Source organism: Enterobacter cloacae complex sp. 394I7 (genome assembly GCF_057320345.1).
In genome coordinates this window covers 457044-471184 of record NZ_JBXWCR010000001.1, presented here as the reverse complement: position 1 = coordinate 471184, position 14141 = coordinate 457044, and the positions used below count along the sequence as shown (strand labels likewise).

The window sequence follows — 14141 nt, the reverse complement described above, 5'->3', positions numbered from 1 at the left end:
GCACCTGTTCCGTGTTAGCGCGTCTTAATAACCAGACGATTGCTCTGTTTGACTTCTTCCATCACCACATAGGTACGGGTGTCATTCACGCCCGGCAGACGCAGCAGGGTTTCACCCAGCAGCTTACGGTAGGCGGACATATCAGGCACACGGGTTTTCAACAGGTAGTCGAAATCACCGGATACCAGATGACACTCTTGAATTTCTTCAAGTTTTTGTACAGCGGCGTTAAATTGCTCAAACACATCCGGCGCACCACGATTCAGAGTAATCTCAACAAATACCAGAAGTGAGGCATCCAGATAATGCGGGTTCAACAGAGCCGTATAGCCCTGAATGAAACCCTGTCTTTCCAGTCGGCGCACACGCTCAAGGCACGGCGTCGGGGAAAGTCCCACACGTTTTGAAAGCTCGACGTTGGAAATACGCCCATCCTTTTGCAATTCATTAAGAATGTTACGATCGATACGGTCGAGATCTTTGCCAGGGCGCTTCTTGCTATCTACCATTATTATTGTCTCTCTGTATTCCTTCCCTACTCCTGCCTGGACCCTGTGCACATCACTGTTCAGAGCCTGTACCCGTTAGTCATCACATCGCCTGGTTATGTATTAGACGCGATGCGGATTCGGGTTCTGTTGGTAAGAAGACCGTTGCCCGAAGGCAGTCACCGATATCACGTATGGCGTCTGTCCACGCCATGCGTAGATTTCACTGACCCGGTAAAAATGGCATTTACGTGCATGCCTATGCGGCATGCGGTTAACGCGGTTTTTTTTCTTCCTTGAATGTTTTCGCAAAAGCGCAGGGGATTGTCAAAGCAAAACATCGATTTTTAGTACAACATGCCGGATATTCATTACGGCAGGGTATTAATCCTCATTTTATTGCCGTACAAACGAGCGAATTTCGGCGCAAAGCGTGATGTTATAGCGCTTAATTCATCGTCGCTGGCTATTGCACATATCGATATCAAAATTGCTGCGCTCTTTTTTTACGGCAACAAATTCCCTACAATCCAGCCAAATGTCTGCCAACAACAATGGGGATCTCATGGGCACGGCCAAACACAGTAAGCTGCTAATTCTTGGTTCTGGACCTGCGGGATATACCGCGGCGGTCTATGCTGCACGCGCTAACCTGCAACCGGTTCTGATTACCGGCATGGAAAAAGGCGGTCAGCTGACCACCACCACGGAAGTGGAAAACTGGCCAGGCGACCCGAACGACCTGACCGGGCCGCTGCTGATGGAGCGTATGCACGAGCATGCGACGAAATTCGAAACCGAAATTCTGTTCGATCATATCAACAAGGTTGACCTGCAGAACCGTCCGTTCCGTCTGACGGGCGACAGTGGCGAGTACACCTGTGATGCGCTGATCATCGCGACCGGCGCTTCTGCCCGTTACCTCGGTCTGCCGTCTGAAGAAGCATTCAAAGGCCGTGGCGTCTCCGCCTGCGCAACCTGCGATGGTTTCTTCTATCGCAACCAGAAAGTGGCGGTTATCGGTGGCGGCAACACTGCCGTGGAAGAAGCCCTTTATCTGGCGAACATCGCCTCTGAAGTGCACCTGATCCACCGTCGTGACACCTTCCGCGCAGAGAAGATCCTGATCAAACGTCTGATGGATAAAGTGGCGAGTGGCAATATCGTGCTGCACACCAACCGTACCCTGGAAGAAGTCACGGGCGATCAGATGGGCGTTGCCGGTCTGCGTATTCGTGATACCCAGAATACCGATAACGTCGAAACGCTGGAAGTGGCGGGTCTGTTTGTGGCGATCGGTCACAGCCCGAACACCGCGATTTTCGAGGGGCAACTGGAGCTGGAAAACGGCTACATCAAAGTGCAGTCCGGTATTCACGGCAACGCGACCCAGACCAGCATTCCTGGCGTATTCGCTGCTGGCGATGTGATGGACCATATCTACCGTCAGGCGATCACCTCTGCTGGCACTGGCTGTATGGCCGCGCTGGACGCTGAACGCTACCTCGACGGGCTGGCGGAACAAGGTAAATAATCTTTACAAGTCAGTAACAAACGTAAATAAAGGCGGCGATAAGTCGCCTTTATTGTCTCTCCGTTGTAACATTGCGCTGCCCAACTTCTAATAACGTCACCTGCTAAGTACGCAATGGAAAAAACCCGTCAACAAGAGTTAACACGCTGGCTGAAACAGCAAAGCGTTCTTTCCCGCCGCTGGCTAACAATCTCCCGTTTTCTGGGGTTTGTCAGTGGTCTGTTGATTGTTGCCCAGGCATGGCTGCTGGCCCGCATTCTTAATCACATGATCATGGAGAACATTCCGCGCGAAGCGCTCCTGTTACCCTTTATCGTCCTGATCCTGATTTTTGTTCTTCGTGCCTGGGTGGTCTGGCTGCGTGAGCGCGTGGGTTTTCACGCCGGACAGCATATCCGCTATGAGATCCGCCGTCAGGTGCTTGACCGCCTTCAGGAGGCCGGTCCGGCGTGGATCCAGGGTAAACCCGCGGGAAGCTGGGCGACGCTGATCCTTGAGCAGATTGACGATATGCATGACTACTATGCGCGCTATCTGCCACAGATGGCGCTAGCCGTCTTCGTTCCGTTGCTGATTGTCATCGCCATTTTCCCGGTCAACTGGATGGCAGCGCTGATCCTGCTGGGCACAGCCCCGCTGATCCCGCTGTTTATGGCGCTGGTGGGCATGGGCGCCGCGGATGCTAACCGACGTAACTTTCTGGCTCTGGGTCGCTTAAGCGGCCATTTCCTTGACCGTCTGCGCGGCATGGAAACGTTGCGCATTTTTGGCCGCGGTGAAGCGGAAACTGAAAATATCCGCCTCGCATCGCAGGATTTCCGTCAGCGCACCATGGAAGTGTTACGTCTGGCGTTTCTCTCCTCCGGCGTACTCGAATTCTTTACCTCGCTGTCGATTGCGCTTGTGGCAGTCTACTTTGGCTTCTCGTATCTCGGCGCGCTGGATTTTGGCCACTACGGCACGGCGGTGACCCTTTCAGCCGGTTTCCTTGCGCTGATACTGGCCCCCGAATTTTTCCAGCCGCTTCGCGATCTGGGCACCTTCTATCATGCAAAAGCGCAGGCCGTGGGCGCGGCTGACAGCCTGAAGACGTTTATGGAAACGCCACTGGCGCATCCGGAACGCGGTGACGTGACGCTGAACGCCAAAGAGCCGGTTACCCTTGAAGCGCGTGATTTCTCCATTCTGTCGCCTGAAGGCAACGTGCTGGCAGGCCCGCTTAACTTTACCCTTCCGGCCGGAAAACGTGTGGTGCTCGTAGGCATCAGCGGTTCAGGGAAAAGCTCTCTACTCAATGCGCTATCGGGTTTTATGGCCTACACCGGATCGCTGCGGATCAACCAAACTGAACTGCGCGATCTCGATCCGCTTGCCTGGCGTAAACAGCTTAGCTGGGTGGGACAAAACCCTCAGCTTCCTGCCGCCACGCTGCGAGACAATGTGCTGCTGGCTCGCCCGGATGCGCGTGACGATGAACTGCAATCCGTGCTCGACCGCGCCTGGGTCAGCGAGTTTCTGCCGCAGCTTCCGCAGGGTGTCGATACCGTTGTCGGTGACCAGTCTGCCGGCCTGTCAGTCGGTCAGGCCCAGCGTGTGGCGGTTGCCCGCGCGCTGCTTAACCCATGCCAGCTCATGCTGCTCGACGAGCCAGCAGCAAGCCTTGACGCACACAGTGAGCAACGCGTCATGGATGCCCTGAATGCGGCCTCGCGGCAGCAAACCACCCTGATGGTCACCCATCAGCTGGAAGGTATTGCTGACTGGGATCAGATCTGGGTCATGGAAAATGGTCATATTGTTGAGCAAGGCGATTACGCCTCTCTCGTTGCCGCGCAGGGCCCGTTTGCCACCCTGCTGGCAAACCGTCAGGAGGATATCTGATGCGTGCTCTGCTTCCCTATCTTGCGCTCTATAAACGCCATAAATGGATGCTGCTGCTGGGCATTGTGCTGGCGATTGTTACCCTGCTTGCCAGCATCGGTCTGCTTACGCTCTCCGGCTGGTTCTTGTCCGCTTCGGCCGTCGCGGGGTTCGCGGGTTTATACAGCTTTAACTATATGCTTCCGGCGGCAGGCGTTCGCGGCACCGCAATCACGCGTACTGCCGGACGTTATTTTGAGCGTCTTGTCAGCCACGACGCCACTTTCCGCGTGCTACAGCACCTGCGCATTTACACCTTCAGCAAACTGCTACCCCTCTCCCCTGCCGGGCTGGCACGTTTTCGTCAGGGTGAGTTACTCAACCGTGTCGTAGCCGATGTCGACACGCTGGATCACCTTTACCTGCGCGTCATCTCGCCCATCGTGGGGGCGTTTGTGGTGATTGTGGTGGTCACGCTGGGGTTGTCGGTTCTGGACGTTCCCGTTGCGCTCACGCTGGGTGGCATTATGCTGCTGACGCTGATTATCCTGCCACCGCTGTTTTATCGTGCAGGTAAATCCACTGGCGAGAACCTGACGCGCCTGCGCGGCGACTACCGACAGCAGCTGACATCCTGGCTGCAGGGACAGGCGGAACTGACCATTTTTGGTGCCAGCACGCGTTATCGCAGTCAAATGGAAAGCACTGAGCTGAACTGGCATGAAGCCCAGCGCCGCCAGTCGGAGCTCACGGCATTCTCCCAGGCGTTGATGATGTTAATCGGCGGCGTGGCGGTCATCGCCATGCTGTGGATGGCTTCAGGTGGCGTAGGCGGGAATACCCAGCCCGGCCCTCTGATTGCCCTCTTCGTTTTCTGCGCCCTGGCCGCGTTTGAAGCGCTGGCCCCGGTGACGGGCGCCTTCCAGCATCTTGGGCAGGTCATCGCTTCTGCCCTGCGCATCACTCAGATTGCCGAGCAGGAGCCGGAGGTTACGTTCAGCGGCGCTCAGACCGCCGTGCCGACGCAGGTTGCGCTGACCCTGGATAACGTCACCTTTGCCTATGAAAAACAGGCGCAAAACGCGCTGGAAGGGATCACGCTGTCTGTTAAAGCAGGCCAGCGGATTGCGCTCCTCGGTCGTACCGGTTGCGGTAAATCCACCCTTCTTCAGTTGCTGACCCGCGCCTGGGATCCGCAGCACGGTCAGATTCGGTTTAACGATACGCCGCTGACCGACTTCAGCGAACAGACGCTGCGCAAGACCGTGAGTGTGGTTCCGCAGCGCGTGCACCTCTTCAGCGCAACGCTGCGTGATAACCTGCTGCTCGCGGCACCTCAGGCCTCCGACGATGATCTGCGCGCCATGCTGGAGCAGGTTGGGCTGCAAAAACTGCTTGAGAACGACGGGCTGAACGGCTGGCTCGGGGAAGGCGGTCGTCAGCTCTCCGGCGGCGAGTTGCGCCGTCTGGCGATTGCACGCGCGTTGCTGCACGATGCGCCGCTGATGCTGCTTGATGAACCCACTGAAGGGCTGGACGCAACAACCGAGAGCCAAATCCTTGATTTACTGGCCCATGTTATGACCGGAAAAACCGTGCTGATGGTCACCCACCGCCTGCGCGGGCTGGCGAGTTTTGATCAGATAATTGTGATGGACAACGGACATATTATTGAGCAAGGTAGTCACACAGAACTGTTGGCGAAACAGGGTCGCTACTACCAGTTTAAACAGCGTCTGTAGACTATATTTGTACCGATCCTAACTCGCGTATTGGAGTTCTGCTGTCATGCGCCTGGTCCAGCTTTCTCGTCATAACATCGCGTTCCCTTCGCCGGAGGGAGCGCTGCGTGAACCTAATGGGCTGCTGGCCCTTGGCGGCGATCTCAGTCCTGCGCGGCTTTTGATGGCTTACCAGCGCGGCATTTTCCCGTGGTTTTCACCCGGCGACCCGATTTTATGGTGGTCGCCCGATCCCCGTGCCGTGCTGTGGCCGGCGCAGTTTCACCTGAGCCGCAGCATGAAGCGTTTCCATGCGAAATCACCCTACCGCGTCACCCTGAATCATGCCTTCGGTCAGGTCATTGAAGGCTGTGCCGAAGACCGTCATGAAGGAACCTGGATCACCCGCGATATCATTACCGCCTATCACCAGCTGCACGAGCTGGGTTTCGCGCACTCCATTGAAGTCTGGCAAGACGGTGAACTCGTCGGCGGGATGTATGGCGTTGCGCAGGGGACGCTGTTTTGCGGCGAATCGATGTTCTCCCGTGCCGTGAATGCCTCGAAAACCGCGCTGCTGATCTTCTGCCAGGAGTTTGCCCAGCGCGGCGGAAAACTGATGGATTGCCAGGTCCTCAATGAGCATACTGCCTCGCTCGGCGCGGTTGAAATCCCCCGCCGTCACTACATAGAACATCTGGACGTTTGCCGTCAGGAGAAGCTGCCGCGAGACTTCTGGGTACCAAGAACGCTCTTTATGCCCAATGCCTAAATGTTTTCCGCATATTTTTTGTGAGGGTGTTATAATTATGCCGCAGAGTAGGTTCTGCCTGTTGCCTCGCCGCCGTTTGGGTCCTCCGCTTCAGATAACGTCCTGACGTTTATCCTGTTGTATCCCCTTTACGAATGCGCTTTCCGTTCGGTTGTACCGTGACGCTTGGGCAATGCGCCGAAACTATTTTGCTGCGTTTTAAACGCGCAATTCTTTACTTAATTGATGAATTTCGGCATTATCTTGCCGGTTCAAAACTTGGTAGTGATACCCCAGAGGATTAGATGGCCAAAGAAGACAATATTGAAATGCAGGGTACCGTACTTGATACGTTGCCTAACACCATGTTTCGCGTAGAGCTGGAAAACGGTCACGTGGTAACTGCGCACATCTCCGGTAAAATGCGCAAAAACTATATCCGCATTTTAACGGGCGACAAAGTGACTGTTGAACTGACCCCGTACGACCTGAGCAAAGGCCGCATTGTCTTCCGTAGTCGCTAATTGTTTTCGCCTGTAATGGCAGATGAATATATAAAGGTCGGGTTAACCCCGGCCTTTTTTATTTAACGGCTTAATGCCGGGCAGGAAGATGTATTGTCATGCGGGGCTGCGCCGGCGTGATTAAATCCCCGGCCATGGAATGCGCCATCTCATGCAGCAATCCCGTCAGGTGCGGCAGCATATCCCGATCAAAATGGGACACCAGCAGCACGTGGTTTACTGCCCGGCAGTAGTCGCACTTTGTTTCGGTATCTTCCAGAAGCCACGCTTTTTGTCGCGGTGGTTCAGCGTCCTCCTCAAATTCCACTATCTGAAAATCACGCATTGATTCTGTGAGTCCGGTTTTGACTTCTTCCAGATACGCGCCTAAACAGCGGCACACGGGCTGCGTTTGCGGGTGGGCGTTGCAGTCCAGCAGAATTTCGGTGAGCAGCATGCAGCGCCCGGCCAGGGTCGGGAGATCGGGGTTGAGGGAGAGTTCGCTGTAGAGCTGGGAGAAAGAGTTTTCTGTATTCATTGGGTAATACCTTCACACACGTTGAGTTACCACCGCAGGAAACGCCAGATTCGCTGGCGGCGGACGAAAAGGAATTGGCGTACCAGTGTGTGTGCTACTGGCGCTTCAAAAGAAGCTTCCGATTCGCCCGCCAGATGCAGAATTATACCCTTTTCCTTAGGGCGAACGAAGCCTGCAGCAATGGTGCTGCTCACACACTTTCAGGACGCCAATCCTGACACCTGATTTTGCAGGTGCGCCGCCATTCTAGGACTGTGAATTTATACAGCAATGAGTGAGACGAAAATATGGAAAGCGCCTCGCAAAGTTTCGGTGCGGGCAGGCATAAAAAAACCGGGCAGTGAATTGCCCGGTTTTTAAGACTAATGCTGGAAATTAGTGAGCCGCTTCCGGTTTGTGCTTCTGCGCACTCTGGAAATCGTACGTCAGCTCATTCTTCTCCTGGTCCAGCGCGACCGTCACCTGACCGCCGTCTACCAGCAAGCCAAACAGCAGCTCGTTCGCCAGCGGTTTCTTCAGGTTGTCCTGAATCACACGCGCCATTGGACGGGCCCCCATCGCACGGTCGTAGCCTTTCTCAGCCAGCCAGTTGCGGGCCTCCTGGCTCACTTCCAGCGACACGCCTTTCTGATCCAGCTGAACCTGCAGCTCGACGATGAACTTATCCACTACCTGATGGATAACCTCGGTAGAGAGGTGATCGAACCAGATAATGTTGTCCAGACGGTTACGGAACTCCGGCGTAAAGATCTTCTTGATCTCTTCCATCGCATCGGTGCTGTTATCCTGATGGATAAGACCGATAGATTTACGCTCCGTTTCACGTACACCGGCGTTGGTGGTCATTACCAGCACTACGTTGCGGAAGTCCGCCTTGCGCCCGTTGTTATCGGTCAGCGTCCCGTTGTCCATCACCTGCAGCAGGATGTTGAACACGTCCGGGTGCGCTTTCTCGATTTCATCGAGCAGCAGTACCGCGTGCGGATGCTTGATCACCGCGTCGGTTAACAGACCGCCCTGGTCAAAGCCCACATAGCCCGGAGGCGCACCAATCAAACGGCTGACGGTGTGACGCTCCATGTACTCGGACATATCAAAACGCAGCAGCTCAATGCCCAGCGCTTTGGAAAGCTGAACCGTTACCTCGGTTTTCCCCACACCGGTCGGACCGGCGAACAGGAAGGAACCGACAGGCTTATGTTCATGCCCCAGTCCAGCACGGGCCATCTTGATGGCTTCGGTTAACGCCTCAATGGCTTTATCCTGCCCAAAGACCAGCATTTTCAGGCGATTGCCAAGGGTGCGCAGCGTGTCGCGGTCGCTCTGAGAAACGCTCTTCTCAGGGATACGCGCGATACGGGCCACCACGGTCTCGATATCCGCCACGTTAACGGTTTTCTTACGCTTGCTGGCTGGCATTAGACGCGCACGCGCCCCTGCCTCATCAATCACGTCAATGGCCTTATCCGGCAGATGACGATCGTTGATGTATTTCACCGCCAGCTCCACCGCCGCACGCACCGCTTTGGCGGTATAACGCACATCGTGGTGCGCTTCGTACTTCGGTTTCAGACCGTTGATGATCTGCACGGTTTCTTCAACAGAGGGTTCAGTCACATCGATTTTCTGGAAGCGACGCGCCAGGGCACGATCTTTCTCAAAGATGTTGCTGAACTCCTGATACGTTGTGGAACCAATCACGCGGATCTTACCGCTGGAGAGCAGCGGTTTGATCAGGTTAGCGGCATCCACCTGGCCACCCGAGGCCGCACCGGCACCGATGATGGTATGGATCTCATCGATAAACAGAATGCTGTTGGTGTCCTGCTCGAGCTGTTTCAAAAGCGCCTTAAAGCGTTTTTCAAAATCGCCGCGGTATTTAGTGCCCGCCAGCAGCGAGCCAATATCCAGCGAGTAGATGGTGCAATCGGCAATCACTTCCGGTACGTCGCCCTGCACAATACGCCAGGCGAGACCCTCGGCAATCGCGGTTTTACCGACGCCAGATTCACCCACCAGCAGCGGGTTGTTCTTGCGGCGACGGCACAATACCTGGATCGCGCGCTCCAGCTCTTTATCGCGACCAATCAGCGGGTCGATACCGCCAACGCGAGCAAGCTGGTTGAGATTGGTGGTGAAGTTTTCCATACGATCCTCCCCGCCTGCTTGCTCTTCATTGTTATTGACCTGATTGCTGGAATCCGATGCCTGGTTCGGCTCGTCTTTACGCGTTCCGTGAGAGATAAAGTTAACCACGTCGAGTCGGCTGACTTCGTGTTTGCGCAGCAGGTAGGCAGCCTGTGACTCCTGCTCGCTGAAGATGGCGACCAGCACATTTGCGCCCGTCACTTCGCTACGTCCGGAAGACTGGACGTGGAATACCGCACGCTGCAACACGCGCTGGAAGCTGAGCGTCGGCTGCGTGTCGCGCTCTTCTTCAGTGGCTGGCAGCACCGGTGTGGTTTGTTCGATGAAGGCTTCGAGTTCCTGACGTAGCGCCACCAGATCCACGGAGCAGGCTTCCAGCGCTTCGCGGGCAGATGGGTTGCTAAGCAGTGCGAGCAGTAAATGCTCGACGGTCATAAACTCATGTCGGTGCTCACGCGCTCTGGCGAAAGCCATATTTAAACTGAGTTCCAGTTCTTGATTGAGCATAGGCACCTCCCCCAAATTTTATGCCTTATCAGGCCTTTTCCAGCGTACACAGCAACGGATGCTCGTTCTCCCTCGCATAATCGTTCACCATCGCGACTTTGGTCTCCGCCACTTCGGCGGTAAAGATGCCGCAGATAGCTTTGCCACGATAATGAACGGTAAGCATCAGTTGCGTTGCACGTTCTACATCATAAGAAAAGAACTTTTGTAGCACGTCAATAACAAATTCCATCGGCGTGTAATCATCGTTCATTAACATAACTTTATACATAGATGGCGGTTTTAGCGCGTCACGCACTTTATCTTCCGCCAGCTGGTCAAAATCCAGCCAGTCGTTGGTCTTACCCATTTTGCATAACCACTTTGAATCTACCTCAGATGTTAGATAACAATCATCTATTACTGTCATCCGCGATGTCTGTCACAAACTGTTGCAATAGCGTTAACTGCTTCAAACTTTGGTTGATTATTGTCCCATCTCAAGCGCCAAACGCTTGACGACTTCTTTCGTTTCTCTAAATTGTACAAGCGTGAGATGGCGAGGTTTTGAACAGCCCCCACTCCACCACCGGTTCATTCCATCTTAACTTATAAGATTTACGAAGGATGTCGAAGCATGGAAATGGGTACTGTTAAGTGGTTCAACAACGCCAAAGGGTTTGGCTTCATCTGCCCCGAAGGCGGCGGCGAGGATATCTTCGCTCACTATTCCACCATTCAGATGGATGGTTACAGAACGCTCAAAGCCGGGCAGTCCGTCCGGTTCGATGTACACCAGGGACCAAAAGGCAATCATGCAAGCCTGATCGTACCCATTGAAGCAGAAACGGTCGCATAGCTCTCTGTTTTATTGTGTACATCCCGCCGTCAAAATGCCAGCCCGATCGGCTGGCATTTTTATTTTCAGCCTATTCGCGAGCCAACGCATCCACAGGATCCAGACGCGCCGCATTGCGGGCAGGCAGCCAGCCAAACAAAATGCCGGTAAAAGTCGAACACAAAAATGCGGTAAGAATGGCCACCGGCGAGAAACCAATCTCCCAGCCGGGTAAAAAAAGCTGCAGAGCAAACGCGATCATCATCGACAGCGCAATGCCCATCGCGCCGCCCACCAGACACACCAGCACCGCTTCAATCAAAAATTGCTGCAGCACATCGCTGGCTCTGGCACCGACTGCCATGCGGATGCCAATCTCCCGGGTACGTTCCGTGACCGATACCAGCATGATATTCATCACCCCGATACCGCCGACCACCAGTGAGATCACCGCCACCAGCGTCAGGAACAGCTGAAGAGTACGTGTGGTCTTTTCCGCCGTTTTCAAGAGACCGTCCATATTCCAGGTGAAGAAATCTTTCTTCCCGTGACGCAACGTCAGCAGCCGTTCCAGCTGTTGCTCGGCCTGCGCGCTGTCGTAGCCCTCCTTCACGCGAACGGTGATGGAGTTCAGCCAGGACTGCCCCATAATCCGCCCGGAGATAGTGGTATAGGGCAGCCAGACGCGCAGGATCTTGCTGCTGCCAAACATCGACTGTTTCTCTTCCGCCACGCCAATCACCGTCGCAGGCATGTTTCCGACCAGGATAACCTCGCCCACCACGTTGGTTTTATTGGGGAAGAGCTGCCGGCGCGAGTTGGCGTCAAGCACCACCACCTGCGCCCGGCCCGCTAACTGCTCGGCATTGAAGGTGGCACCTTCGCTGAAGGTCATGCCATAGACGTTAAAGTAATCGCCGCTGACGCCGTTGGCGCTGGCAGCAACGTCAACATTGCCTACCCGCAGACGGAGGTTTTGTGAGACCGCCGGCGTGGCCGAATTCACCCACGGCTGCTTCTGGATAGCCGCCAGATCGTCATACTTCAGCGCCTGCTGATACTGCGGCTCGTCATCGCCAAAATCTTTGCCGGGATAGACATCAATGGTGTTGGTCCCGATGGCCCGAATATCCGCCAGCACCAGCTGTTTGGCCGCGTCGCCCACGACCACAATCGACACCACCGAGGCGATACCAATGATGATGCCCAGCATGGTCAACAGGGTGCGCATTTTATTGGCGGCCATCGCCAGCCAGGCCATGGTCAGCGCCTCACGAAACCCGCTGGAAAATTGTCCCCAGCCGGTTGACGCCGGCAGGACTTCTTTCGGCGCCGCCGCCCGGGCGTGTCGCGCCGGCGGGTTGCTGACCAGCTCTCCGTCGCGGATCTCAATGATGCGCTCGGCCTGTGCAGCCACCTGCGGATCGTGGGTAACGATGATGACCGTATGCCCCTGATCGCGAAGCTGGTGAAGGATCGCCATCACCTCTTCACCCGAATGGCTGTCGAGCGCCCCGGTCGGTTCATCTGCGAGGATCACCTGACCGCCGTTCATCAGCGCGCGTGCGATACTGACACGCTGCTGCTGGCCGCCGGAGAGCTGCGAGGGCTGGTACTCCACCCGCTCCGCCAGCCCCAGACGCGTCAGCAGCATCTGGGCGCGCTCAAGGCGTTTTTTCCGCTCGACGCCGGCATAGACCGCCGGCACTTCGACGTTCTGCGCCGCCGTCAGGTGAGAGAGCAGATGGTAACGCTGGAAGATAAAACCGAAATGTTCCCGCCGCAGTTTTGCCAGCGCGTCACCGTCCAGCGTGGAAACATCCATTCCGGCCACCCGATAGGTGCCGCTGGTGGGTCTGTCCAGACAGCCGAGAATATTCATCAGCGTCGATTTACCGGAGCCGGACGCACCGACAATCGCCACCATCTCGCCCGCTTCGACGCGCAGGGTGATCCCCTTCAGCACCTCAACCGGGCCATCACCCGACGGATAGCTGCGACGAATGTCATTCAGCTCTAGCAACGCCGTCATTTAGCGGCTCCGGGCAGGCTTTCGCTGGTGACAACCTCCTCACCCTCTTCCAGCCCTTTGACCACCACCACGTCGGTGTCATTACGCGCACCAATGACCACTTCTCGCTCACGCGTTTCGCCGTTGCGCAGCACTTTCACTTTATAGCGGCTCTCGCCGGTGGATTCACCCAGCGCAGAGAGAGGAATGGTGAGCACATTTTTCACGCCGGTAAGCTGAATGTGCACCTGTGCGGTCATATCCAGACGCAACACGCCCTGCGGGTTAGGTACCTCGAAGCGCGCATAGTAGAAGATGGCATCGTTCACTTTTTCCGGCGTCGGCAGAATGTCTTTTAGCGCGCCTTCATAGCGCGTCTGAGGATCGCCGAGGACGGTAAACCAGGCTTTCTGCCCCGGCTTCAGATGAATAACATCCGCCTCTGAGACCTGGGCTTTCACCAGCATGGTGCTCATGTCCGCCAGGGTCAGAATGTTGGGCGCCTGCTGCGCCGCAATCACCGTTTGCCCCTGCAGCGTGGTAATTTGAGTCACTTCCCCGGCCATGGGCGCCACAATCTGCGTATAGTCGAGGTTGGTTTTGGCCGTATCCAGCGAGGCCTGGTTGCGCTTGATCTGCGCATCGATAGTCCCGATCTGCGCCTGCTTAACCGCCAGCTCGGTGGCTGCCGTGTCTAAATCTTGTTTCGAGATGGCCTGCGTTTTGGCCAGCGCCTGCTGACGCGTTAACGTCACCTGGGCCAGGTTACGCTCAGCCTGCGCCTGTGCACGCTGGGCACGCAGTTCCATGAGCGTGGCTTCCACCTCACGGATCTGGTTTTGCGCCTGCTCAGGATCGATAACGCCCAGCAGCTGGCCTTTTTTCACCTTGTCGCCAATCTCAACCGACAGCGTTTTCAACTGACCGCTTACCTGTGCACCCACGTCAACCTTGCGCAGGGCATCCAGTTTTCCCGTCGCCAGCACGTTTTGCTGCAGCTCGCCCGGACGGACAATCAGTGTTTGATACTGTGGTACAGGGGCATTCAGGATCTGCCATAGCCAGAACCCTCCCCCGATAACAATTACCGCCAGCAGCAGAAACCACGTTCTGCGTTTTCCCTTGAGGTTCATAAATATTCCAAATAAATGTTCTGGCAATTATAAACGTTGATTCTATCTAAACGACTCCTCAACGAAACCCCCGCGCACCGAAATCGCCTCAATTTGTTGATGAGATATTGAAATTTCGCCTGCTGAAATA

The 14141-nt window shown here is 55.6% G+C and carries 12 protein-coding genes; 6 read left to right on the top strand and 6 right to left on the bottom strand.

From position 1 onward, the window contains the following. Positions 1–14: 14 nt before the first annotated feature. Entirely contained in the window at positions 15–509 is a 495-nt protein-coding gene (gene lrp, locus AC2FAP_RS02285; RefSeq protein ID WP_000228469.1) for a leucine-responsive transcriptional regulator Lrp, read from the bottom strand. 544 nt (positions 510–1053) lie between these two features. Here lrp and trxB point away from each other — a divergent pair. From trxB to infA, 5 genes are all read left to right on the top strand, one after another. Beyond that, a complete protein-coding gene (trxB, locus tag AC2FAP_RS02280) occupies positions 1054–2022 on the top strand; it encodes a thioredoxin-disulfide reductase (RefSeq protein ID WP_025204565.1) in 969 nt (322 codons plus the stop codon). A 114-nt stretch (positions 2023–2136) separates the two neighbouring features. Then, positions 2137–3903 carry a heme ABC transporter permease/ATP-binding protein CydD gene (gene cydD / locus AC2FAP_RS02275; protein ID WP_020884832.1) on the top strand — a complete coding sequence of 589 codons (1767 nt, stop codon included), beginning with the start codon at positions 2137–2139 and terminating at the stop codon, positions 3901–3903. Continuing rightward, positions 3903–5624, top strand: coding sequence for a heme ABC transporter ATP-binding protein/permease CydC (gene cydC / locus AC2FAP_RS02270; protein ID WP_050736574.1), 1722 nt, complete (start codon positions 3903–3905; stop codon positions 5622–5624). The genes cydD and cydC overlap by 1 nt, the downstream gene beginning before the upstream one ends. 46 nt (positions 5625–5670) lie before the next feature. Beyond that, the gene (gene aat / locus AC2FAP_RS02265; RefSeq protein ID WP_014169362.1) at positions 5671–6375 is read left to right on the top strand and encodes a leucyl/phenylalanyl-tRNA--protein transferase; all 705 of its coding nucleotides are present in this window, start codon (positions 5671–5673) and stop codon (positions 6373–6375) included. 284 nt (positions 6376–6659) lie between these two features. Then, positions 6660–6878, top strand: coding sequence for a translation initiation factor IF-1 (gene infA, locus AC2FAP_RS02260; protein ID WP_002211347.1), 219 nt, complete (start codon positions 6660–6662; stop codon positions 6876–6878). A gap of 70 nt (positions 6879–6948) precedes the next feature. Here infA and AC2FAP_RS02255 read toward each other — a convergent pair whose 3' ends face one another. The 3 genes from AC2FAP_RS02255 to clpS all read right to left on the bottom strand — a co-directional run bounded on the left by AC2FAP_RS02255 (position 6949) and on the right by clpS (position 10399). Beyond that, positions 6949–7395 (bottom strand): hypothetical protein, encoded by a 447-nt coding sequence (locus AC2FAP_RS02255; protein ID WP_047955297.1) that lies wholly within the window; start codon positions 7393–7395, stop codon positions 6949–6951. 375 nt (positions 7396–7770) lie between these two features. After that, entirely contained in the window at positions 7771–10050 is a 2280-nt protein-coding gene (gene clpA, locus AC2FAP_RS02250; protein WP_485452831.1) for an ATP-dependent Clp protease ATP-binding subunit ClpA, read from the bottom strand. 28 nt (positions 10051–10078) lie between these two features. Next, a complete protein-coding gene (gene clpS, locus AC2FAP_RS02245) occupies positions 10079–10399 on the bottom strand; it encodes an ATP-dependent Clp protease adapter ClpS (protein WP_006174393.1) in 321 nt (106 codons plus the stop codon). Between the two features lie 267 nt (positions 10400–10666). Here clpS and cspD point away from each other — a divergent pair, with 267 nt between their 5' ends. Beyond that, positions 10667–10888 carry a cold shock-like protein CspD gene (gene cspD / locus AC2FAP_RS02240; protein ID WP_008499993.1) on the top strand — a complete coding sequence of 74 codons (222 nt, stop codon included), beginning with the start codon at positions 10667–10669 and terminating at the stop codon, positions 10886–10888. A 70-nt stretch (positions 10889–10958) separates the two neighbouring features. Here the strand turns inward: cspD and macB are convergent, their stop codons facing one another. Next, a complete protein-coding gene (macB, locus tag AC2FAP_RS02235; RefSeq protein ID WP_020884837.1) occupies positions 10959–12899 on the bottom strand; it encodes a macrolide ABC transporter ATP-binding protein/permease MacB in 1941 nt (646 codons plus the stop codon). Further along, entirely contained in the window at positions 12896–14011 is a 1116-nt protein-coding gene (gene macA / locus AC2FAP_RS02230) for a macrolide transporter subunit MacA (RefSeq protein WP_020884838.1), read from the bottom strand. Before macA ends, macB begins: the two co-directional genes overlap by 4 nt. Positions 14012–14141: the final 130 nt, after the last annotated feature.